General features: G+C 34.1%; 30 protein-coding genes. 28 read left to right on the top strand and 2 right to left on the bottom strand.

Annotated features, from left to right (window positions below; genetic code table 11):
* Positions 1 to 402 precede the first annotated feature (402 nt).
* Positions 403 to 846 carry a hypothetical protein gene (locus tag MKX39_RS09710; RefSeq protein WP_340769389.1) on the bottom strand — a complete coding sequence of 148 codons (444 nt, stop codon included), beginning with the start codon at positions 844 to 846 and terminating at the stop codon, positions 403 to 405.
* Positions 847 to 1,493: 647 nt separating this feature from the next.
* Positions 1,494 to 2,045: a cysteine hydrolase family protein gene (locus tag MKX39_RS09705; RefSeq protein WP_340769388.1), complete on the bottom strand. Its 552-nt coding sequence runs from the start codon at positions 2,043 to 2,045 to the stop codon at positions 1,494 to 1,496.
* Positions 2,046 to 2,166: 121 nt separating this feature from the next.
* Between MKX39_RS09705 and MKX39_RS09700 the strand changes: the two genes are divergently transcribed.
* The 28 genes from MKX39_RS09700 (at position 2,167) to MKX39_RS09565 (ending at position 20,813) form a co-directional block, all read left to right on the top strand.
* Entirely contained in the window at positions 2,167 to 2,607 is a 441-nt protein-coding gene (locus tag MKX39_RS09700; protein ID WP_340769387.1) for an Lrp/AsnC family transcriptional regulator, read from the top strand.
* Positions 2,604 to 2,894, top strand: a complete 291-nt coding sequence (locus tag MKX39_RS09695; RefSeq protein WP_340769385.1) for a hypothetical protein — start codon at positions 2,604 to 2,606, stop codon at positions 2,892 to 2,894. Before MKX39_RS09700 ends, MKX39_RS09695 begins: the two co-directional genes overlap by 4 nt.
* Before the next feature lie 10 nt (positions 2,895 to 2,904).
* Positions 2,905 to 3,351, top strand: a complete 447-nt coding sequence (locus MKX39_RS09690; RefSeq protein WP_340769384.1) for a MarR family winged helix-turn-helix transcriptional regulator — start codon at positions 2,905 to 2,907, stop codon at positions 3,349 to 3,351.
* Positions 3,352 to 3,439: 88 nt separating this feature from the next.
* Positions 3,440 to 4,819, top strand: coding sequence for an NAD(P)-binding domain-containing protein (locus MKX39_RS09685; RefSeq protein ID WP_340769383.1), 1,380 nt, complete (start codon positions 3,440 to 3,442; stop codon positions 4,817 to 4,819).
* Between the two features lie 659 nt (positions 4,820 to 5,478).
* Entirely contained in the window at positions 5,479 to 5,763 is a 285-nt protein-coding gene (locus MKX39_RS09680; protein ID WP_340769381.1) for a hypothetical protein, read from the top strand.
* 126 nt (positions 5,764 to 5,889) lie between these two features.
* Positions 5,890 to 6,225 (top strand): DUF3221 domain-containing protein, encoded by a 336-nt coding sequence (locus MKX39_RS09675; RefSeq protein WP_340769378.1) that lies wholly within the window; start codon positions 5,890 to 5,892, stop codon positions 6,223 to 6,225.
* A gap of 119 nt (positions 6,226 to 6,344) precedes the next feature.
* Entirely contained in the window at positions 6,345 to 6,560 is a 216-nt protein-coding gene (locus MKX39_RS09670) for a hypothetical protein (protein WP_340769377.1), read from the top strand.
* A gap of 845 nt (positions 6,561 to 7,405) precedes the next feature.
* Complete coding sequence (locus MKX39_RS09665; RefSeq protein ID WP_340769375.1) at positions 7,406 to 7,633, top strand: hypothetical protein; 228 nt, start codon at positions 7,406 to 7,408, stop codon at positions 7,631 to 7,633.
* A 131-nt stretch (positions 7,634 to 7,764) separates the two neighbouring features.
* On the top strand, positions 7,765 to 8,394 hold the full coding sequence (locus MKX39_RS09660; protein WP_340769374.1) for a LysE family transporter: 630 nt from the start codon (positions 7,765 to 7,767) through the stop codon (positions 8,392 to 8,394).
* Between the two features lie 373 nt (positions 8,395 to 8,767).
* Positions 8,768 to 9,409, top strand: coding sequence for a hypothetical protein (locus MKX39_RS09655; protein WP_340769373.1), 642 nt, complete (start codon positions 8,768 to 8,770; stop codon positions 9,407 to 9,409).
* Between the two features lie 68 nt (positions 9,410 to 9,477).
* The gene (locus tag MKX39_RS09650) at positions 9,478 to 9,801 is read left to right on the top strand and encodes an ABC transporter permease (protein WP_340769372.1); all 324 of its coding nucleotides are present in this window, start codon (positions 9,478 to 9,480) and stop codon (positions 9,799 to 9,801) included.
* Between the two features lie 184 nt (positions 9,802 to 9,985).
* A complete protein-coding gene (locus MKX39_RS09645; RefSeq protein WP_340769370.1) occupies positions 9,986 to 10,759 on the top strand; it encodes a hypothetical protein in 774 nt (257 codons plus the stop codon).
* Between the two features lie 129 nt (positions 10,760 to 10,888).
* Positions 10,889 to 11,545 (top strand): Type 1 glutamine amidotransferase-like domain-containing protein, encoded by a 657-nt coding sequence (locus MKX39_RS09640; RefSeq protein WP_340769369.1) that lies wholly within the window; start codon positions 10,889 to 10,891, stop codon positions 11,543 to 11,545.
* Between the two features lie 612 nt (positions 11,546 to 12,157).
* Positions 12,158 to 12,583, top strand: coding sequence for a GNAT family N-acetyltransferase (locus tag MKX39_RS09635; RefSeq protein ID WP_340769367.1), 426 nt, complete (start codon positions 12,158 to 12,160; stop codon positions 12,581 to 12,583).
* Between the two features lie 398 nt (positions 12,584 to 12,981).
* On the top strand, positions 12,982 to 13,242 hold the full coding sequence (locus tag MKX39_RS09630; protein WP_093533934.1) for a metal-sensitive transcriptional regulator: 261 nt from the start codon (positions 12,982 to 12,984) through the stop codon (positions 13,240 to 13,242).
* A gap of 49 nt (positions 13,243 to 13,291) precedes the next feature.
* A complete protein-coding gene (locus MKX39_RS09625; RefSeq protein ID WP_340769366.1) occupies positions 13,292 to 13,768 on the top strand; it encodes a DsrE/DsrF/DrsH-like family protein in 477 nt (158 codons plus the stop codon).
* A gap of 12 nt (positions 13,769 to 13,780) precedes the next feature.
* On the top strand, positions 13,781 to 14,122 hold the full coding sequence (locus MKX39_RS09620) for a rhodanese-like domain-containing protein (protein ID WP_340769364.1): 342 nt from the start codon (positions 13,781 to 13,783) through the stop codon (positions 14,120 to 14,122).
* A gap of 12 nt (positions 14,123 to 14,134) precedes the next feature.
* Positions 14,135 to 14,431 (top strand): rhodanese-like domain-containing protein, encoded by a 297-nt coding sequence (locus MKX39_RS09615; RefSeq protein ID WP_340769363.1) that lies wholly within the window; start codon positions 14,135 to 14,137, stop codon positions 14,429 to 14,431.
* A gap of 56 nt (positions 14,432 to 14,487) precedes the next feature.
* The gene (locus MKX39_RS09610) at positions 14,488 to 15,048 is read left to right on the top strand and encodes a sulfurtransferase TusA family protein (RefSeq protein ID WP_340762391.1); all 561 of its coding nucleotides are present in this window, start codon (positions 14,488 to 14,490) and stop codon (positions 15,046 to 15,048) included.
* A 1-nt stretch (position 15,049) separates the two neighbouring features.
* Positions 15,050 to 15,445, top strand: a complete 396-nt coding sequence (locus MKX39_RS09605; protein ID WP_093533944.1) for a DsrE/DsrF/DrsH-like family protein — start codon at positions 15,050 to 15,052, stop codon at positions 15,443 to 15,445.
* A 108-nt stretch (positions 15,446 to 15,553) separates the two neighbouring features.
* Entirely contained in the window at positions 15,554 to 16,681 is a 1,128-nt protein-coding gene (locus MKX39_RS09600) for an MBL fold metallo-hydrolase (RefSeq protein ID WP_340769362.1), read from the top strand.
* A 48-nt stretch (positions 16,682 to 16,729) separates the two neighbouring features.
* On the top strand, positions 16,730 to 16,957 hold the full coding sequence (locus MKX39_RS09595) for a sulfurtransferase TusA family protein (RefSeq protein ID WP_340762388.1): 228 nt from the start codon (positions 16,730 to 16,732) through the stop codon (positions 16,955 to 16,957).
* A gap of 61 nt (positions 16,958 to 17,018) precedes the next feature.
* Positions 17,019 to 17,798: a sulfite exporter TauE/SafE family protein gene (locus MKX39_RS09590; protein WP_340769361.1), complete on the top strand. Its 780-nt coding sequence runs from the start codon at positions 17,019 to 17,021 to the stop codon at positions 17,796 to 17,798.
* A 410-nt stretch (positions 17,799 to 18,208) separates the two neighbouring features.
* Positions 18,209 to 19,069 carry a GNAT family N-acetyltransferase gene (locus tag MKX39_RS09585; protein ID WP_340769359.1) on the top strand — a complete coding sequence of 287 codons (861 nt, stop codon included), beginning with the start codon at positions 18,209 to 18,211 and terminating at the stop codon, positions 19,067 to 19,069.
* Positions 19,070 to 19,198: 129 nt separating this feature from the next.
* A complete protein-coding gene (locus MKX39_RS09580; protein ID WP_340769357.1) occupies positions 19,199 to 19,438 on the top strand; it encodes a hypothetical protein in 240 nt (79 codons plus the stop codon).
* 294 nt (positions 19,439 to 19,732) lie between these two features.
* The gene (locus MKX39_RS09575; protein ID WP_340769356.1) at positions 19,733 to 20,182 is read left to right on the top strand and encodes a site-2 protease family protein; all 450 of its coding nucleotides are present in this window, start codon (positions 19,733 to 19,735) and stop codon (positions 20,180 to 20,182) included.
* Between the two features lie 205 nt (positions 20,183 to 20,387).
* A complete protein-coding gene (locus MKX39_RS09570) occupies positions 20,388 to 20,555 on the top strand; it encodes a hypothetical protein (protein WP_340769355.1) in 168 nt (55 codons plus the stop codon).
* Positions 20,556 to 20,618: 63 nt separating this feature from the next.
* Positions 20,619 to 20,813 (top strand): hypothetical protein, encoded by a 195-nt coding sequence (locus MKX39_RS09565; protein ID WP_340769354.1) that lies wholly within the window; start codon positions 20,619 to 20,621, stop codon positions 20,811 to 20,813.
* The last annotated feature ends 110 nt before the right edge of the window (positions 20,814 to 20,923 follow it).

Raw genomic sequence — 20,923 nt, 5'->3', positions numbered from 1 at the left:
TTATAGATATTAAATAAATGGCTGGGAAGTTAGTTAGGAATAACAATTTAGTTTGATTAATTAGAATGAACAGTAGATATGCTTTTAAATGCTTGTCTACTGTGCTTTTTCTCTTCAACTTACCTGGGAAGAAAGGCTATTGGTTTTAGATGAAAGAATTCTTTATATCTATCGAGGCATTGATCCAAAGAAGGATTAACGCAAAAACGACGGAAAATCAAAGGCGCTAGATAATGGTAAAAAGCTTGCAACTTTAAATGAAGGGGAAACAGTCGAACTTCACCAATTAGTAATTGTTGGAGAGTTTAAATCTTGGTTCTCATTTATGGTTGTAAGACAATTCCCAGCTCATTTTTTATGAACATTTTTAAACCAACCTTTATCTTTACCAATGCCTTTTTATTAATCTTTTAATGTATCATTCTGTTTATATTTGTTTGCAATTGATTCTAAATCTAACTTCTTATAATTTCCCCAATTCACCTTTGCAAACGTATCAGCCTCAAACCTTACTGCTAATATTTCTTCAAAAGGTTCCTTATCGGATTGGTCAGTAAATGGTGGTGAATACCATTTAATTTCCACAGTTTTCACTTGATCTAATTTCGATAAGCCTGCTAACATTTCCTTAGTATTTTTTAACAAAGCATTTTTTGAACCCTCATTAATATCTTTGTCGTATATTTTAACTAAGAAGATACCTTTATCTTCATATACCTTATATTCATCTTTGATAATTGACCCAATAGTAGATTCAATAGCGGTAGGTTCATGATTTACGTCACCACATCCAGCTAGTATAAATACTGTTGCGAAAAATAATAATAACACTAATAACTTTTTCAAATAAAAACCTCCGGGTGTATATTTACCACTATTATACAACACATATTAGGAAAACGGAGTGCTTTAGTTAAAGAGATATAAAAGCTGCATAGATGTTCTATCATTCTTATTATTAATTATTATGCTGAGTGTTATCAAGAATGGAAAGTGTATAAATGATTTTTTATCCGTCTAGAAATCTCGGGTGCTTTACTTCAAGAATGGGTAAAGTTTTTTTCTTGTTAACTTATGATGCAATTTAGTTGAACAAACATTTGGTTCAATATCATTAAGGAAAGTAATAAATAAAATTTTAATTTCACTTGGGCTGATATCTTGAGTAGCGTTTAGTGAGAAGGGGAAAGTGTTGACCTCTCAAGGAGAAGGGAGAATTGGCGAGCTAGTTACGAGATAACCGCCTCTAATCCTTCATATACTATTTTTTATATCGGTAAAGAAAAAAACCTGAAACTATTACTATGCTATTTCTCAGAGAGCTAGAAACTTAGATATGGAACCTACTTGAGCATCATTTCCTTTTGCCTTTCATATATAAATTCATATCCATTCCTTACTATCCATCTATTTTATCTTTCAAGTTTAAAAACTGTCCAGAAAAAAATAGCATCTGGACAAGAGTTTTACATTTAAATGTTCTTTATGATTTGTTAGTTTTTTTGCAGGAAATCTTCGGTCGATTCTACAGCGCAATACATTCCGTTAAGCGCACCGACAAACGCATGATGAACTTGTTCAGCGGGAACAACCTTGCCATTATAAGACAATTCTAGTGTTGCACACGCATCTTCAATAAGTGTCGTCTCAAAGCCTAGATCCACAGCCGCTCGGACAGTTGCATCAATACACATATGAGTCATCATGCCTAATACTACTACCTTGGTTACGCCACTTTCACTTAATTTACTTTCTAATTCGGTCTTTAAAAAGCTATTAGGGAAATGTTTGGTGATGATGCTTTCAGTTTCTAATGGTTGAACAGTTTCATGTATTTCAGCTCCCACAGTACCCGGGAGGAAGAATCCTAATGCTGGATCACCTGCGATATGTTGAACATGGAAAATGTTATCTTTGTGATTCTTTCTAAACCATTCAAGCACTTTCGCCGCATTAGTGGCTGCTTTTTCAGGGTTGCTTAATTCCATATTCCCATTTGGAAAATAGTCATTTTGAATATCTACAATAATTAGAGCTATGCTCATAATTCTACACCTCATTTAAAGTATTTTGTTACACTATAATCATAGAACGTATATTGATTTTTATCGATATGTTGACGAAATGCTTTTATCTTAAAAATTTTCATGGTGAAAGGAATTTAATATGGAACTAGATAATACTGATTATCAGATTCTTCGGGTATTATCCGAAAATTCACGTATTCAATGGAAAGACCTAGGTGAACAAATTCATATGACGGGCCAAGCAGTAGGGAACCGTATAAAAAAACTAGAGGAAAGTGGTGTAATTAAGGCTTACTCTTTAATAGTTGATGAGATGAAATTAGGACTTACTTATACTGCGTTTGTCATTATTTATATGAAAACAGCAAACCATGATTCGTTTATACAATTAATGAATGATCGCAATGAGGTAGTTGAAGTTCACCGCGTATCTGGAGAAGCCTGTTATCATGTAAAGATAAAAGTTAACTCACAAGAGCAATTAAATCTTTTTCTGGATACAATTCTCGAGTATGGGAATTATACTGTACATTTATCCATAAAAGAGATCAAACAACAGAATCCGGTGATTGCCACATGATAAAAGAATACGCGAGTGAAATATACTATTTCTTACCAGCTAAATCGGGAAGCAAAAGTGTTCCTTCTTGTCATGCTGCTTCGTTGAGGGAACGGAATTTACTAATAGACAGTAGAAATAATCCGAATAAAAATGGTTCCGATCATACTGATGATGGGAATCATTTTTTCTTTTTGGCTAGGTGGATTCTAGCCAACCATGCAAGAGAAGATGAAGCAGCTGAGTATTTAATAAATCTTAAAGTCAATTCTTGCACTTTGCAAGTAAACGGTGTATATATTATATAGAGGTGAAAACATGGAAAACAAACGTGAACTATTTCAAGTACTTACTCGCAGATTTGGACTTCTTAATAAAAATTGTTGTTCAGTTGGAACCGTGGATATATCACTGGTACAAAGTCACATTCTTTATGAAATAGATAAGCAAACTACACCATCGATGCAACAAATTGCAGAAACGATAGCAATGGATATAACTACTTTTAGTCGGCAAATTCAGACACTAATTAAAATGGATTTAGTAAAGAAAACACCATCTGCTTCAGACAAAAGGGTATATCTTTTATCCCTTACAGTACAAGGTAAATTTGTCGCTACAACCATTGATGTATCAATGAATGAATACTTAGAGGAAGTATTCTCGCATATGAATGAATTTGAGAAAGAAACAGTTATTCGTTCTATTAAATTACTTAATCAAGCCATGTCTAAATCAAGTGTTTGTTGTACACCTTTAATATAAGCAATTTAAGTATTGCTTTAAAAAATATATATTACTTGCAAAATACAATTAATGAGAACATGTAAATAAAATAATGGAGGTATGGAGAATGAAAAACATTGAACTGAAACAAGTAACCTCTGGTGGATGCTGCGGACCTGCTGCAAAAAAATATTTAGATATAGCATCAACTTTAAACAAGGAATTACCAATAGCGATTATAGGTGCTGGTCCTGTAGGTTTAGCAGCGGCTGCTCATTTAGCTAACATCGGTGAACGTTTTATATTAATCGAGTCAGGTGATAGTGTTGGGAGTAATATCCTGAACTGGGGACATGTACGGTTATTCTCACCATGGCAATACAATATTGATAAGATAGCTAAAAAAGTTCTAGAAGATCATGCTTGGAAAGCACCTGTTTTAGATGACCTTCCATTGGGAAGTGAATTAGTTAACAATTATTTGATACCTTTAGCAAATTTACCTGAAATAAAACCTTTTCTATTACTAAATACAAAAGTTGATTTCATCAGTAAAAAAGGGTTAGATAAAATGAAATCTGCTAATCGTGAAAAATCGTCCTTTGTTTTATACCTGGAACAAAATGGAGTATCAAAAAGAATGGAAGCAAGGGCAGTTATAGATGCTACGGGAACTTGGTCACATCCAAATCCGATAAATGCTGATAATGTTTGGACTAAAGAAGAGAAAGAATTAAAACAACATATATATTATGGTATTCCAGATATTAAAGGAGAGCAAAAGGAAAAATATAAAGGTAAAAGAGTTGCTGTTGTTGGTGGAGGTCATTCAGCCATAAACACGATTTTAGAATTATCACAGTTAGATGATGATGTAGAAATTTCGTGGATTATGCGAAAGAAAACAGTAGAAGATGCTTATGGTGGAGAAGATAAAGATGCTCTGGAAGCAAGAGGGGAGTTGGGAAGTCGTATTCACCAATTAGTTGATGCTGGTCAAGTAAAGATCTATACCTCATTTTTTATTCATCATTTAAATAAAACAAAAGATGGAATCGCAATCACTGGAGAATCAGAAGGTGTTGAACAAACACTTTCTACCTTTGATGAAATCATTGCAAACACAGGTAGCCGCCCAGACTTCTCATTTGAAAGAGAAATCAGACTAAACATAGATACTGCTACAGAAAGCGTCGAAGCACTTGCTCCATTAATTGATCCAAACCTTCACAGTTGCGGTACTGTTCGACCTCATGGGGAAGAGATATTAAGACAACCCGAAAAAGACTTCTATATAGTAGGAATGAAAAGTTATGGTCGAGCTCCAACATTCTTGATGGCAACTGGTTATGAACAAGTTAGATCTATTGTGGCCCATTTGACTGGAGATTTTGAATCGGCTAAAAAGGTAGAACTAGATTTACCGGAAACTGGTGTATGTAGTGTTAGTTTGGTAACACAAAATTCTGCACAATCATGTTGTGGAACTGATGTATCCAATTGTTAGAGGTGAATTTAAGTGACTGTAAATAACGGTGCTAATTTAGCTAAAGATTATTTTAATTGCTACCAAAAATGGTCAGGGAAGCGGGTACTAATGTTTTAAAGGTATAGAAGTATCAAGTAATAGAGTTCTCAGCTAATTAAATCAATAGTGTAAAAAATAACACCGTTCATAATAGAACGGTGTTATTTATATAGTATTTTACGTAACTTCTTATTGAATCAAAGTGGCAGATTAGTTGAATAAGCAAGTGAATACCGCATGGCTATGTAGGAATATTTTCAAGAAATAATGGAATGTTCTGAAACCAATAGAAAATTTTACCGTCTATTGATGTAGACGGTAAAAATGGGAGATAGAATTATAGCTTTTATTTTAAATATTCCTAACCAAAAGAAAGGTGTTATTGGTAAAGGTGGATGTATCGAGAAGAACATGAAGTTGTGTCTAACTTTAAACCTGTAAATTCATAAACTGGCGTAGTGATGAATCGTGAAAAGTAAGCATTTCTAAGAAGTAAGCATTTGTTCAACTAAAAAGTATATTAGTTGAACGAGTGGCGGTCTGTTGGAGAGCTTTTTCTTATTGAACCAACGAAGCAGTTTAGTTAAGAAGGAATACTTATCGTAGAAAATAAGAGAATTAAAGGGGGAAGCAAAGCTATGTGGATAATATTTGGGGCTATTGCAGTAGTAGCAACTCTTATAAATCTTTATATGTATACAGTAGGAAAGGATTATAAGCTTGCTATGGCGATAGGCTTATCATTTACAGCCTTAACACTTTGTTCAGAATACAGTCTTGTATCCCAATGGGTAAATACGGAAGATTGGGCAGCTTTATTGGATGTAGTACCTAGTATGGAAAGGGCATTATGGTTTTTGACAATTGTTTCTAACTTACTAAATATAGCACCTATACTTTTAGAAGGAATAGGTAAGAAATAATTACTTATTGTCACTTCATTTATATGCCAATTATTGTGTTGTTATTTCTGTATAACCTAAGGGAGGCTTTACTTCAAGAAGGAGTAAAGCCTTTTTTCTTACAAACTAAAGTGGGAGGGGCTAAATGTGAAAAGACTATATCTATTCCTTTTGATAGTTTTCGGAGTTGTTACTATTTTTGGTTGTGAAGAAGAGAGCAAGGATAATGAAATGGTCATGGAAGGCATTGTGGCTAAGGTAGACGATCGTGAAGTCTTTATTTATGAAGAACTACAGGGAGATGCAATGATTCTATCTGAAGAAGAGGTCATTTCAAAATCGTTACAAGCATCATACTTTGGCTTTGATACAGAAATTTCTGGTATTGAAGTAGGAGACAAAGTAAAAGTTTGGTATGACGCCATGGATGCAAGTTTACCCGGGTCTGGTCATGGAACAAAAATCGAATTAATAAACAAATAATAAGGAAATGAAAAAGTGAGATCATTGAATTACGAACTTTAAGCCTTCTTTCTTTTTAAAGGAGCAGATTTAGGAAGGGGAATAGGGGAACTGTGCTAAAAACTTAGTGATTGAGGGGGATGATTTTTGTCAAAAAATTAACTTTAGTAGCTATATTTTTAGTAACCTTATTATTGTTTGCGTGCCAATCAAATAAGAATAACATAATGTTTGTTGGAGAAGGTGAGAATTGGTCCTCCAAAGTAACTGTTAATCAGACTGCTAGTGACGAAACATATCATATTCAAATAAACTATAAAGGGCATGGCATGCAGAATATAGAAGCTTTTAGTTAATCTGTTAAAACAAAAGATAACAGTGTATTTGATTTTAGTGAGATTAATACTTCTCTAAGTAAAGAAGGAATATATCAAAAAGATTTACCGATATCGAATAGCCCATCTATAAGTGTAGACGATGAGTTAGTAATAAAAGTAGAATGGAACGGAAATAGCGAAGATTTTTCGTTAATATATAAATGATCCTTTACTAATGGGTACTTAACTTCACGAAGGAGTATAGATGGTCTAAAAATTTATGAAACCAAGTAGTTATTTAATCGTATATATTAAAAGAATATTTAGATATATAAAATTTTATGAGAGGTGATAATTCGTTTTGATCCGAAAACTACTAACTAGTGTTATTACTATTCTATTTTTAATAGGTTTGAGTTTTGGTATTACATATTTTACGCATACAAAATTCATTGACTATTCATGTTTTATTGGTTTAGCCGCTACCGCTGTAATTTGGTTTTTTACTTCTAAAGGCGATGGTTTTAGTACTAGACGTTTGGATATGAGTATACAAGGTTCCACAGGTATAAGAATGGAAGAGAAAAAGTTTGAGTTTTCTCCGAATATTGTTTTCCTTACGTCTGTGACCTACACCATTATAACAACCGCAGCATTGCTTTTTCATTACAGAAGTTATTTTAAATTCAAAAGGATTATATGTCCATTCTAACGGATAACAAAACTAGAGAGTTGTGGACTACATGGGGTTGCGGATGTTTAGATTAGTAGGATTTCTTGTTGCTCAAACTGGTGCTTTATTTCCAACAGGAGTAAAGCATTTTTTCTTCTTAAACAAAGCGGCAAGGTAGTTTAATAGTAAAATTTAGAAAATGGTGGAGTTTATGAAGAAAGCAAAGCATCCACTTGTCATTGCTGTTGCTGCGGTTTCTGGTGGTGGAAAAACAATTTTACTGGATATGAATAGCTATATTTCACAAGGCAGACAGGGTTATCTTGAGATGCTTAATACCATAAAACCGAATTCCGATATTATTGTTGACGGGACTTTATCGATATCTGAAATTGTAAGCATTATCTCTCAAAGTATAATTTTAAATGTATATGAATAGCTTACTTAGAATTTTTATCTAACGTTACAGTTTGGTTGAATGAGGGCTTGAATTAGATATATATTCATCTGTATAATAATTCTTATAAACGGACAGAAGAGGCTATATTTACTTATGAGAGTTGTGGTTATTTGAGTTTGTATTTTGCTTATGTAATGGTAGGGCTTGCCATCGCAATGCCTGTAGGTGCAATCACTGTCGAAATGACTAAACAAGGGTTGAAAAATGGATTTATACACGGATGGGCAGTAGGATTAGGTGGTATGACAATTGATATTACACTAATCATTTTCCTATCAACAGGTCTTGCTTCTATCTTGGCGCTACCTATCATTCAAATTCCCATGTGGCTTATTGGAGCTGTGTTTTTGTTATACTTGGGTTATGATTCAATAAAAAACGCAGATAAAGATATCACTTTATCGGGTGAGAGAGTAACAAAATCTTTTTTTAGCTCATACAAGAATGGTCTTCTTGTGGCAATATCCCCAGGTAATCTAGTTTTTTGGGTGAATGTATTTGGAGTAGTACTTGCAAAAAATTATGCAACCGATGAAAGTCACTTTTTCATTGTTGCGTTAGGTATTTTAAGTGGAATTTTGCTACATGATATTGGATTACTCAGCATTATATCCGTCACTCGAAAAGCACTAAATCGAAACATGATTAAATGGTTAACAATAGTATCAGGGACTTTATTAATTGGTTTTGCAGCATATTTTATTTATGAGTTTATTCAAAATGTGAAGTTATTTTTATAATACATTTTCATTGATGAGTGCTTTACTTCGAGAAGGAGTGAGCATTTTTTCTTGTTTTTTTATAGTGTTTAACTACACTCAAAAGGAAATTAATTGATAATGGGATCTGTAATGAAGTATAAAAATGGGAAATACTAATTAAATGTACAACTTAAGCACCTCTTTATTTATAATCTGGCATAGATTTGAAATAAGAGGTGTTTTTATATTTCAAATCATTGGTTGAGGTAACAATGCTAGTTTTAAAAAAGAAAAGCCTCTGGATTATCCAAATGTAATAAGACAGAAAAATGGAACTTTTCTAATTCTATAACGTATTTCATTTAACATCAGAATATAAATTTAACTTTGGAAGAATCGTGGTGGGAGTTATATGTCTATTAAACAAATAAAAAAAATTGGAGGCAACTTATTCTTGATAAGCATGTGTTTTCTGTTTACGGGCTGTCTGGAAGAAAATACTGAACCCCAAGTAGAAGCGGTTGTTTCCTCAGAAGACAAAAATATAATAGCAGTCCAAGCTGTTCTTGAATCGGAATTTACAGTTCCGAACGAAGAATATTTGGTTATTGTCAAAAATATCGATAAAAAAATGACCGAAATAGGTAGCAACACACCTGAAGCAAATGAAGTAAATGGAGTCGAAGAGTCGGGGGTATCAGACGAATGGCGTGCATACGAGGACTTAGTGAAAAAAACTTATAGACCTTACTTTACGGATAATGCTTATGATTCCCTTATTTCGAATGTAATAGCTTTTAAATATCATTATGGATATTTAGGCTTTGACGAAAATCTTAGATACAAGATGAAGGTTAGAAATATACAAGTAACAAAAAGTGAGAACATTAACACTCCTAAGTTTTATGACTTTACCGCTCAGGTAGAATATACGAATAATACTGGAGCAGTTTCCCAACACGAAGTAAAAGGTACCGCAATTCTAGCTGAACCAGGAAAAATTGGGAAGTTTGAAATACGAGACGATGGTGGTTTAGGAGAACAAGTCCGGTAGATTCATAAAACAAAAAGGGGTGTAAATTTAGTCTTTTATTGAAGTAGTATGGAGAGTGGTGGGGTAAGTTGAGTGGAGATGGTTTAGTTTGGTTAATTCTTTTGTTATTGATATTACTTTTTGATGGAACAGCTATCCATTTACACAAGAACAATAAATTGTCTTTATGGATTTCTGGGATCATTATGGTCTTACTTGTTCCAATTATTGGGTTTACAGTAGGGTCAATATTTTTAAAAATTTCCAGAGTGGTTGATCCCACTGATACACACGAAGGTTCTGCATTCGCAGCTGCATTTATCGCAATGGTCCTTTTGGCTAATGCTTTAGTTTTCTTCATAACTGGGATAGTCTTAATAATAGTTAGATTTTTCAAAACTAAAAAAAGTTAACATCTAACGTAATTGCTACGTTGTTAAAATAGAAAATGGATAGGGGCAATTCAGTCCGCATTTATGGGAAGGTAACGTGATCTATTTTATGATAATTTGGGAAGTTACACTTAAATGAACGTGGCAGGTTAATTTAAAGGACTCATGGTCATTTTAACTTGTGTTTTTAGAGGAGTATTTTGGGATGACGCTAAAAATAAACTTAATTAAAGCAATTTCTTATTTAATTACAAAATTAGCTGGTGCAGGGTTCTTATTGTTTGTTATATCTATTTATCTGTTACTTTCGTTTGGAAAAGATATGTACGAATTTGTAGATGGAATTTCTAGCGGGTTCCTTTGGATAATCGTTTTTGGTTATGGCATTTTGTGTTCGCTATTGATTGACTTGTGGGTACTTAAAGTTCCAAACTCCAGTTTAACAGTGAAAATCCTACTATATATTCTAGCAGGTTATGGTTTTTTTATCATAACGATGGATGTTTCTTTTATGTTATTTGCTGGGACAATCGGAGCGTTATGTTCTTTAATATTTTATGTTGGAACATTATTATCTTTCCGTTTCCAGTCCTTTAAATATGTGTTTTCTATCGTTGTGCCATTAATTATTATCATTCTAATGGATGTGGACTTTACGGAAAAGGAACAATGGATTGAAGTGAAAAGTGAAACTTCATATACAGCAACTTTTGACCACTTTAATGGGAAACATGAAATACCTATTCTAGCAAAGACAGATCAAACTATTACCTTGTCCTATGATTTCAACCCAACTAACGATGGAGGGCATGGGTTTTATATGCTAAACGGAAAAAATAAGTTAGTAGGATTGACTGAAATTAGTGAGGAAGTGTTGAAATTGGAGGTTCAAAAAGCTGGAGTTTATAGAATGGTTGTAACAGGCGATGATGTAAAAGGCAACTTTAAAGTAAAATGGAGTATAAGTGAAACTTATTAAGGTTATGGGATACGACATACCTAATTACCAGTAATTTTTCTTCTTATAATCAGGGGATTTGAATCAATAAGAAAATACAGTAAGTGACACAATGAATATGCATTATTTACACTTGCTACGGAGGTACTTATGAAAACTCACTATTATTTAGGGTGGTTTAACAATTTCTTTCCAGAGAATCTGAGTAGGGTGCTACTGGAGGATATAACTGATAGAAAATCATTGGCTATGATTAGCTCGAATCCATCTATTTATGAAGATGATGGTTCTACGGAACGCTCGTGGCTTGAGCAGGCTGGCATTATGTTTGATGAATATCATTTAATTAATTATCGGGTACAGAAGGAAGAGGCCAAAACGATAATTCAAAATGCATCGGTCATCTTTTTGTTAGGTGGGGATACTCTTAAACAGAATGGTTTTTTGATGGAATATGATTTATCGGATTCGATTAAAAAAAGCAGCGCCGTTGTGATGGGGGCAAGCGCTGGTGCAATAAACATGTCCGCTAAATGGTTATGCTCGAAAAACTTTGGATATAAAGTGGAAGCAAGCTCTGTTTACGATGGGATCGGTCTTGACAATTTCTCCATACTGTCTCATTTTGATCTTGAAAATAACATTGCACTGGTTCAAAAAGAACTATCTCTCCTTTCGGAAGAACTTAACATTTATGCGTCGAACAAAGATTGCGCAGTTCGTGTAAAGGAAGACAAAATAGACGTTTTAGGCAATGTTTATTTAATTTCAGATTCAAAGATTCAGAAATTGGATGAGACACTCTAGTTGTACTGAATGATTAGGTTTTAACTGAATTCACTTCTTCAACGCCTATTGTAATCGAGTATGACTATTGATGTGCCTTTATATTAATTCAACTTATGCAGCAGATTTTTGCAATTGTGTTGAATAAGATAATCTATGTAAATTATTGAAGAGGTGGGCAATATAAATACATTCCTTAAATGGTTCATGGCATCCTTTATATTGGGGATTGTTGCGTTATTGGCAGTTTTTTTGGTGGAGGATATAGCAAAGCTAACTGGGGAAATGAATCAAAGCATCTTGTTAGTTAGCACTTTAACTATATTCGTTTTAATACTATTTTCGTTATTTAGTATTGTTAAAGCTAATTCAAATAGAATCAGAAGAGAATTAGTTATCTCTGTAATTTTTGTCATAATTCCTTTATCAGCATTAGTAATAAATGGGTTTATTTTTATTATTTACTTTGTAGGCAAATAAACAATAAACGTTAGTCCGTCAACGTTTAAAACAATTCAAAAAGAATTATAGACATATAAATCTTGAATAACGCTCTAGTTTATATGAAATGATACAAACAAAATATTTGTTTTTGTAAAATAATGATTCACAAACTTATATGGAGGAAAAATTATGAAAATAACTCAGCAGTGGAAACAGGAAGACAGTGATTATATTCGTAAAAAGGTAATTGAACACAATCTTTCTAAGCTGCCAGATGAAGTAAAACACCCAGTTAAAAACATTAGCTTTATCCTTAGAGATGAAAGAGAGAAAATTTGGGGAGGCATTACAGGAACGATTTTTTGGTATCACTTACATATTGATTTTTTATGGGTAGATGAATCTCTTAGAGGTAAAGGATATGGTAGTCAGTTATTACATAATATAGAGGAAATCGCTAGAGAGAACAGATGCAACCTCATTCAACTAGATACATTTAGCTTTCAGGCCCCAAATTTCTATCAAAGATATGGTTATGAAGTAGTTGGCGTAATAGAAGAACATCCTAATAAAGATAATCAACAGTATTATCTGTCAAAGAAACTTACTTATTGAGGTATCTTGTTCACCTTTAAAAAAATTAAAAAACGGTCCCTATCTCCTATAAGTTATACTCAGAATAACTTGGTAACGCGGGTTCTTTAGTGAAACAATTGGCTACCTTTATGGGTAGCATTTCTTATGAAATTTGGTAGCAGTTTCCGGAACTCCATTTATTGCCTGAGAAATAAAATGGTAAGGGAAGATGAAGTTGAAAGAGAATATTTGAAAAAATTTATGCGTTGACATATACCCATAGGGGTAGTAGTATTGAGTTCAGTTGCTTCAATCATCTATTTCGCTCGTAACTAAAAGTATTGTTTGAAAGCACTTAAGTTAAAATATTTACAAATACCCTAAGGGGTAGTAAAATGCGAGATAGATGAAGAAATAAATTAAAATGAGGTGAGATATTGGAATACGATGCAAAGGTTACAGCAAGAATGAAAAAGATGGAAGGTCAGCTTAGAGGGATATTACGTATGATGGAAGAAGAGAAAGATTGTAAAGATGTGATTACACAACTAAGTGCAGTCCGTTCTGCAGTGGATCGTACAATAGGTGTTATTGTCACGGATAATTTAGTGGAATGTTTATCAAAAGAGAATGCAGATACTTTAGACAAAAATGCAATAGTTAAGCAAGCAGTGGATCTACTAGTAAAAAGTCGATAAGACTTTTTATTTTTCAAATAAAAAATACCTATACAGGTAAGGGGATAATATGGAAAAGAAAAGAACAACTATCGTTTTATTTAGTGGAGATTATGACAAGGCAATGGCAGCGTACATTATTGCAAATGGAGCAGCTGCGTATGATCATGAAGTGACAATCTTCCATACATTCTGGGGTATCAATGCACTACGTAAACAAGAACAAGTAGCGCTGAAAAAAGGATTTTTAGAAAAAATGTTTGCAAAAATGATGCCAAGAGGTGCGGAAAAGTTAGGCTTATCAAACATGCAGATGCTAGGCATGGGACCAAAAGTGATTAAGCATGTAATGAAAAAACATAATGCTCTAACGCTTACACAGCTTGTTGAATTGGCACAAGAACAAGATATTAAACTTGTGACTTGCACAATGACGATGGATTTACTGGGTCTTCAAAAAGAAGAGTTATTAGATGGTATTCAGTACGCAGGTGTTGCAGCATATTTAGCAGATGCAGAAGATGGTACCGTGAATTTATTTATATAAGAGGTGACATATATGAAGATAGCTATTTTAATTGCAATTGTGGTCGCATTTTTTGTTTGGCGTATAATGCCAACAAAAGGGGTAAACTCTATATCGACTGCAGAGCTTAAAACAATTATTAATGATAAAGATAAAGTATTTGTTGATGTACGAACACCCGGTGAATATAAAGCACGCAACATTCGCCAATTTAAAAATATACCCCTTGGATCAGATTTTTCGAAACTACCAATAGATAAAGAAATTCTTGTCATTTGTCAAAGTGGTATGCGTTCAAATCAGGCTTGTAAACAGTTAAAAAAATTAGGCTATACAAAAGTAACGAAAATACGTGGTGGCATGAGTGCATATTAGGAGGAGAAAAATATGAAAACAATTCAACCAGAAGAAGTACAAGCGAAAATAGAGGCTGGAGAAGCGGTGAAGTTAATAGATGTGCGTGGAGTGGATGAAGTAGAAACAGGACATATTCCAGGTATCATTCATATTCCGCTAGGATTGTTGGAGTTTAAAATGAACGAGCTTGATAAATCAGAAAGTTATATTATGGTATGTCGTTCGGGTGGTCGTAGTGGTAAGGCAACAGCTCTTTTACAATCGCATGGTTTTGATGTAACGAACATGGATGGCGGAATGCTCGCTTGGAATGGCGAAGTAAAGTAAAGGTAAATTTTTTTTCAAAATATTAATACCCTAGTAGGTATGGATGGAGAGTTCATATGGTTAAATCGGATGTACAGTTAGATGCAAAAGGCTTAGCTTGTCCAATGCCAATAGTAAAAACTAAAAAGGCAATGAACGAAGTAGCTGAAGGCCAAGTATTAGAAATTCAAGCGACAGATAAAGGCTCAGTGGCTGACTTAGCGGCTTGGTCAAAAACAGTTGGTCATCAATATATTGGTTCACATGAAGAGAATGGAGTGTTCTATCACTATATTCGTAAATGCAATCCTGAAGTAAGCGAAGCAGTTGAAAAAACATTTGAACATACAATTTCAAATGAAGAGGCTTTAAATGGTAAAGGTTTAATCTTAGATGTTCGCGAGGCTGCGGAATATACATTTGGTCATATTCCAGGTGCAAAGTCAATCCCAATGGGCGAATTAGCTGAACGCTTAACTGAATTGAACAAAGATGAAACAATCTATGTGATTTGCCGGACAGGTACTCGCTCCGATTTAGCAGCGAAGCAATTAGCTGAAGAAGGTTTTAACAATATTTATAACGTCTTACCTGGGATGACAGGGTACGAAGGCGAATTACAGAAAGAGGTAGAATAATATGTCCAATAAAGTAGCAATTATTGCATCAAATGGTGGATTATTTGATGCCTATAAAGTATTTAATATTGCAACAGCGGCAGCAGCTTCTGAAAAAGAGGTAGCGATCTTCTTCACATTTGAAGGGTTAAACCTTATTCATAAGCAAGGTATGCACGGACTTGAAATGCCAGCAGGCAAGGAGCACTTTGCAGAAGGATTCGCTAATTCTGGAGTTCCCGCAATCCCACAATTAGTAGAAATGGCACAGGAGTTAGGCGTGAAATTCATCGCTTGTCAAATGACGATGGACGTGATGGGCTTAACAAAAGCAGATTTTGTAGAAGATATCGAAGTGGGTGGCGCAGTTACTTTCTTGGAATTTGCGAAAGATGCAGCACCAACATTAACATTTTAACGGGTTGCTGCTGCTATCCATATATCTAATTCTTAACTATTGGTTCCGGTAGCTCTTCGCTTCCAGAACCAAAAAAAATAACAAAAACATACCTATGGGGGTAAAATAATGACAGTAAACATTTGGACAGCGGCTGATGTAGCACGCAAAGTCATTGATAAGAAAGAATTATTTATTTTAGATGTGCGAAATGCAGATGCATTTGCTGATTGGAAAATTGAAGGCCACAAATTTAATTACTTAAACATTCCATATTTCGAACTTTTAGATGGGGTAGAAGAAATCTTACCACAAATTCCAACAGACAAAGAGATATTGGTTGTTTGTGCAAAGGAAGGCTCATCTATCATGGTAGCAGAACTGCTAGAAGAAGCTGGTCTTGAAGTGGCCTATTTAGAAGGCGGGATGAAGTCTTGGTCGATGTATATAGAGCCAGTTAAAGTAGGCGAACTTTCCGGTGGCGGTGAGCTTTATCAATTCGTCCGTTTAGGAAAAGGCTGTCTTTCCTACATGGCAGTTAACGAAGGTGAAGCAGCAATTATTGATGCTGTACGTTTTACAGATGTTTTTATAAAATTCGCAGAAGAAAAGGGTGTCCAAATTAAGCACGTATTTGACACCCATTTACACGCTGACCACATTTCAGGAGGTCGTCATATTGCTAGTCAAACGGGTGCCGCGTATTACTTACCGTCAAAGGATGCAGAAGAGGTGGTATTCGATTTCACACCTTTAACTGATGGCTTAACAGTAAAACTTGGCAATTCGGAAATTGAAGTAGGTGCGCTTTACTCTCCAGGTCATACCATTGGATCCACTTCTTTTGTAATCGACAAAAAGTACCTATTAACAGGCGATATTTTATTCATTGATTCCATCGGACGTCCTGACTTAGCTGGTCTTGCAGATGACTGGGTAAGAGATTTACGTCAGACGTTATATAGTCGTTACCGCTCATTAGCAGAGGATTTAATCGTACTACCTGCTCACTTCATGATTATTGAAGAGCTAAATGAAGACGGGACAGTGGGCAAGCGTTTAGGAGATCTATTCGTAGAAAATCATGGCTTAAATGTAGAAGATGAGGAAGTATTCCGCTCAATGGTGACAGATAACTTACCGCCTCAGCCAAATTCGTACGAAGAAATTCGCCACGTTAATATGGGGAAAGTTACGCCAAGTAACGAAGAACAAACAGAAATGGAAATTGGCCCTAACCGTTGTGCAGTACGCTAAGTTAAAAAAATTCTTATAAAATACAAACTACGAGAAGAGGAAATACTCATGAATATTACAAAAACTTTAGATGCAAAAGGCTTAGCTTGTCCAATGCCAATTGTTCGAACTAAAAAAACAATAGATACGATTAACTCAGGTGAAGTGCTAGAAGTACTTGTAACAGATAAAGGCGCTTTAAATGACTTTACAGCATGGGCTGCAGCGGGTGGACATAAAATTGTTGAACAAAAAGAAGAAAATGGGGTATTTTTCTTCTACATTCAAAAAGCATAAGAGTATATAGAACGAGTAGAGCTATTTCTACTCGTTTTCATTTTCCAAAAGGAGGGTCATTATGGATTTATCCATTACATTTATCGTCGTTATTTTTGCACTCGGATTTGTAGGTTCATTTATATCAGGAATGTTAGGGGTTGGGGGATCGATTATTAAATACCCCATGCTACTTTACATCCCCCCACTATTTGGACTTGCCGCATTCACCGCACATGAGGTATCAGGTATTAGTGCTATTCAAGTATTATTTGCTTCACTTGCCGGTGTTTGGGCATACCGAAAAAGTGGGTTGCTCCATAAAGAAATAATAATTTACATGGGTGGAGCAATTTTACTCGGAAGTTTTATTGGTAGTTATGGATCAGGATTTTTATCAGAAGAAGCCGTCAATGTCGTTTATGGCATACTTGCTGTGATTGCAGCAGTGATGATGTTTATCCCGCGTAAAACAGTTGAAGATACAACGGTCATTTCGTTTAACAAGGTAGTGGCTAGTAGTCTGGCGCTTATTGTCGGTATTGGCTCAGGTATTGTTGGTGCAGCCGGTGGATTTTTACTTGTACCGATTATGTTAACCGTTTTAAAAATACCAACTCGAATGACAATCGCAACTAGTTTAGCAATCACTTTTATCTCGGCGATTGGTGGTAGTGTCGGCAAAATCATCACGGGTCAAATTGATTATTGGCCAGCATTTATTATGATTATTGCTAGTATCATAGCTGCACCACTTGGCGCAAAAATTGGTCAAAAGATGAATGTTAAGATATTACAATGGTTATTAGCATTACTGATTGCTGGGACTGCGATTAAAATTTGGGTGGATATAATACAATAACAATTTTAGGGATTAACCTTACCGTTGTGAAAACTTTGGTGTTGAAAATATAAAAAGAAACAGGGGATCCAGCTTATGTATTTGCTGTATCTCCTGTTTTAGAATATAGAATAGCTTAAGATCTGATGGAAAAGTTACTATTTTAGCAGAAGCAATAAGGAAATAGATAAATTTGCTGAATCACAACTATCAGAAACAGAACTTTAGGATTGGAATTTACATTTCTATAGTTCACACTAGCAAGTTGCTGCTTACTTGTTCCAGTTTCTTTGAATACATGTGAAAGTAGAGTTGTAATAGAATAGATTTTATTTTATTTTTCGATTTGTTGTAATGCAGCAGGTTTTTTTACAAAGGGGTAGAAGTACTTATCATTAAGGGTTTTATTATCAAAAATTTTTATAGGAGGGGTGTTTCTGAGCAATTCTAATATAAATTTTACGAATAGAATGCTAAGGATATGGAAGAAAGCAGAAAACCATGCTCAATCATCAAGAGTAAAGGTGTTACAACCTGTTCATCTCCTTACTGCTTGTTTAGATGAGAAAACAGGAGTACTTGGAGAGATATCTCTAAAAATCACTTTAGACAAGAGCTTATTGAAAGATGTGATGGAGGATACTTCTATTCAGCATCAGACATTTAGTGTTTTTCTCAACGTCCAAGTTACGGAAGAAGTAAAAAATGTATTGGAAGTTGCTATTATTTATATGAAGAAGTATAACCAAATCTATGTAAATGAAGGTCATTTGCTTAAAGCGTTAATAAAAACTAATGTAGTAGACTATTTTTTATCAGATGATAACCGAAAAACAATTTTATCCCTCGGTACTACCTCAAGAGATATGATTACTCATATTGGAAATTATACAGTCCCAATCATTAACACACATCTTATCCGTAAAGTGAATAAAAAGGAAATTAACGAACTTGTTCATTTTATTGGAAAAAATTTTTCGAATGAGTGGTCTCAAACTATAAGAGAAGCATTCTCGTTAAATAAGCCACCGGTATATGTTGCTTTCGATGATAACGGAGATATTATAGGGTTTGCTGCTTATGATATATATAAGAATAAAAAATGTTATTTCGGTCCGATGGGCGTGTCATTATCAAACAGAGTTAAGGGGATAGGATATTCTTTACTACATCACTGCTTAAAAGACATGAGTGATATTGGTTATGAGTATGCAATTATTGGACAGGCAGGTCCGCTAGAGTTTTATGAAAAAGCATGTAACGCTGTTGTAATTCCTTCTAATAAAGTTTAGCGTGTAAACCAGCGTTACCCCTTAATATCCTATCTTCTGGATTTTGGTTAGGTAAATAAATAGAAGGATTTTTGGGTTTGGATGACTAAGTTAATTTTGGTCCAAGAATAAAAATAGGACGGTGGCAATGTGGAGTTAATATCGCACAATATCAAAAGCATTGGAATTGGAATTGTAGTTTTATTGCTCGTGATGGTGTGGGTTACCGTCTTTGCTAACGCTAATAGGACTTATTCTGCATCAGACGTATTAGGAGATTATGCAGATTTAAATGCAGAAAAACCATTTGTAGATATTCAAAGTTACGATTTAGAAAAAGAGGATCTATTTACACCAATTGAAATCCAGAAGAAACGTAACTGGAACTAATAGAGTCTTTTAAAAACGCAAAATTAAAAAGAGTAACAGATGCTTCACTAGATATAGATTACAGAGTAAATATTACATTTAATACAGGATATGCAATGTGGGTGGATACGGATAAAAAATTAGTAAATTTAATTGATGGATACGAATACTATACAATCGAAAATGATAGTGAATTCTTTGAGATTTTAAAGAATGCTACTGAATTGTAAGTCTAAATTATGATTTCACGAAAGCTAGTTATAATATGAAACGTTCTACCCCCATTTTCGTAGATATTATTAAGGGGGATGAAAGATGGGCTTTTTAATAAATTTCGTAATTATTGCTTTGTTTATTTTTCCTTTTATTGCACTAATACACGAATCAGGGCACGCTTTTTTTGTTAAGTTATTTGGTGGAGAAATTAGTGAATTTGCGATTGGAAATGGAGAAGTATTATGGAAGAAGAAGGTCTTTGTTATTAAGAAAGCTTATTTCGTAGGTGGAAGAGTTGTTGCTAAGAATATGGAGGAATTTAGTAAAACACAGAAAGCACTCTTTTTCTTGGGTGGGGTAATCTTTAATTTTCTATCTGCATTTGTTTTAGATTTGTTTATGGGATATGAATTTGGGGTTTTTCGAAACTACCTCGATAGTTTTATTTTTGTTTCTTATTTTAACGTGGTTATTAATCTCGTTCCTCTTACTACAATCATCGGAACAAGCGATGGGAAAAAATTAGTGGAACTTTATAAAACGAAATAATAAAGGGTTGAATTTCTAATTCAACAAAACTGGTACTTAACTTCAATAAAGAATACTAAAAATAATCAGAAAATTGAAACTTTAAATTTTCTGATTCGTATAAAACGTAACGGGTGTAAGGAGTTCATGGGATGAAACACTTTATGTATTATTTTGTTTAGCTCTATTTATTGGTTTCATCAGTTATTTAGGAAGCCACTTTTATATGAATTTAAAATCCATTGCACAAAAAACGTTCGATACCAAATTATTCATTGTTTACAGCGTCTTTTTTTCGGTAATTATTGGGATGCTATTTGTGCTATCTGTATTGATCAAAGACATTCAGCAACAGAAAACATTGGATGTACTTGGGATGAATAAATTAATGTAGCAAAAACAAGATTAGTTACTTTATTGAAGATTAGTCAATACACATTCATAAGGGGATAATCAAATGGAAAATGAGCAGAAAGCGAATGAAGTATTTATTGTAGGGGATAAGAAATTCACAAATGAGGATGAAGCAACCCGATACGAAATGAGACATAAGAAGGCGGATAGAGTTGATTTCTTTGCTGACTTAACAGATATACTATATTATCCATTTGTTTTGTTGGGTAAGTGGATAATCAAGTTGTTTTTTTCATAGAAGGGGCATTCCTTTAATGTCGCATTTCCTTGCAGTCAAAAAGGCTTTGATATGAAGGAATCATCTTTTGACTGATATGTTTAATTGTTTACTTGTATAGGGTGGTCGGG

This window comes from Psychrobacillus sp. FSL K6-1464, assembly GCF_038003145.1.
GTDB classification, from domain to species: Bacteria; Bacillota; Bacilli; order Bacillales_A; family Planococcaceae; genus Psychrobacillus; species Psychrobacillus psychrotolerans.
This window is presented reverse-complemented; position numbering and strand designations above follow the sequence as displayed.

Coding starts and splice junctions, on each gene's coding strand:
- MKX39_RS09600 (WP_340769362.1), top strand. CDS start 15,554: ATGACAGTAAACATTTGGACAGCGGCTGATGTAGCACGCAAAGTCATT.
- MKX39_RS09635 (WP_340769367.1), top strand. CDS start 12,158: ATGAAAATAACTCAGCAGTGGAAACAGGAAGACAGTGATTATATTCGT.
- MKX39_RS09640 (WP_340769369.1), top strand. CDS start 10,889: ATGAAAACTCACTATTATTTAGGGTGGTTTAACAATTTCTTTCCAGAG.
- MKX39_RS09670 (WP_340769377.1), top strand. CDS start 6,345: ATGATTTTTGTCAAAAAATTAACTTTAGTAGCTATATTTTTAGTAACC.
- MKX39_RS09700 (WP_340769387.1), top strand. CDS start 2,167: ATGGAACTAGATAATACTGATTATCAGATTCTTCGGGTATTATCCGAA.
- MKX39_RS09605 (WP_093533944.1), top strand. CDS start 15,050: ATGTCCAATAAAGTAGCAATTATTGCATCAAATGGTGGATTATTTGAT.
- MKX39_RS09615 (WP_340769363.1), top strand. CDS start 14,135: ATGAAAACAATTCAACCAGAAGAAGTACAAGCGAAAATAGAGGCTGGA.
- MKX39_RS09625 (WP_340769366.1), top strand. CDS start 13,292: ATGGAAAAGAAAAGAACAACTATCGTTTTATTTAGTGGAGATTATGAC.
- MKX39_RS09595 (WP_340762388.1), top strand. CDS start 16,730: ATGAATATTACAAAAACTTTAGATGCAAAAGGCTTAGCTTGTCCAATG.
- MKX39_RS09680 (WP_340769381.1), top strand. CDS start 5,479: ATGTGGATAATATTTGGGGCTATTGCAGTAGTAGCAACTCTTATAAAT.
- MKX39_RS09620 (WP_340769364.1), top strand. CDS start 13,781: ATGAAGATAGCTATTTTAATTGCAATTGTGGTCGCATTTTTTGTTTGG.
- MKX39_RS09665 (WP_340769375.1), top strand. CDS start 7,406: ATGAAGAAAGCAAAGCATCCACTTGTCATTGCTGTTGCTGCGGTTTCT.
- MKX39_RS09705 (WP_340769388.1), bottom strand. CDS start 2,045: ATGAGCATAGCTCTAATTATTGTAGATATTCAAAATGACTATTTTCCA.
- MKX39_RS09565 (WP_340769354.1), top strand. CDS start 20,619: ATGGAAAATGAGCAGAAAGCGAATGAAGTATTTATTGTAGGGGATAAG.
- MKX39_RS09570 (WP_340769355.1), top strand. CDS start 20,388: ATGAATTTAAAATCCATTGCACAAAAAACGTTCGATACCAAATTATTC.
- MKX39_RS09610 (WP_340762391.1), top strand. CDS start 14,488: ATGGTTAAATCGGATGTACAGTTAGATGCAAAAGGCTTAGCTTGTCCA.
- MKX39_RS09575 (WP_340769356.1), top strand. CDS start 19,733: ATGGGCTTTTTAATAAATTTCGTAATTATTGCTTTGTTTATTTTTCCT.
- MKX39_RS09690 (WP_340769384.1), top strand. CDS start 2,905: ATGGAAAACAAACGTGAACTATTTCAAGTACTTACTCGCAGATTTGGA.
- MKX39_RS09685 (WP_340769383.1), top strand. CDS start 3,440: ATGAAAAACATTGAACTGAAACAAGTAACCTCTGGTGGATGCTGCGGA.
- MKX39_RS09695 (WP_340769385.1), top strand. CDS start 2,604: ATGATAAAAGAATACGCGAGTGAAATATACTATTTCTTACCAGCTAAA.
- MKX39_RS09590 (WP_340769361.1), top strand. CDS start 17,019: ATGGATTTATCCATTACATTTATCGTCGTTATTTTTGCACTCGGATTT.
- MKX39_RS09655 (WP_340769373.1), top strand. CDS start 8,768: ATGTCTATTAAACAAATAAAAAAAATTGGAGGCAACTTATTCTTGATA.
- MKX39_RS09645 (WP_340769370.1), top strand. CDS start 9,986: ATGACGCTAAAAATAAACTTAATTAAAGCAATTTCTTATTTAATTACA.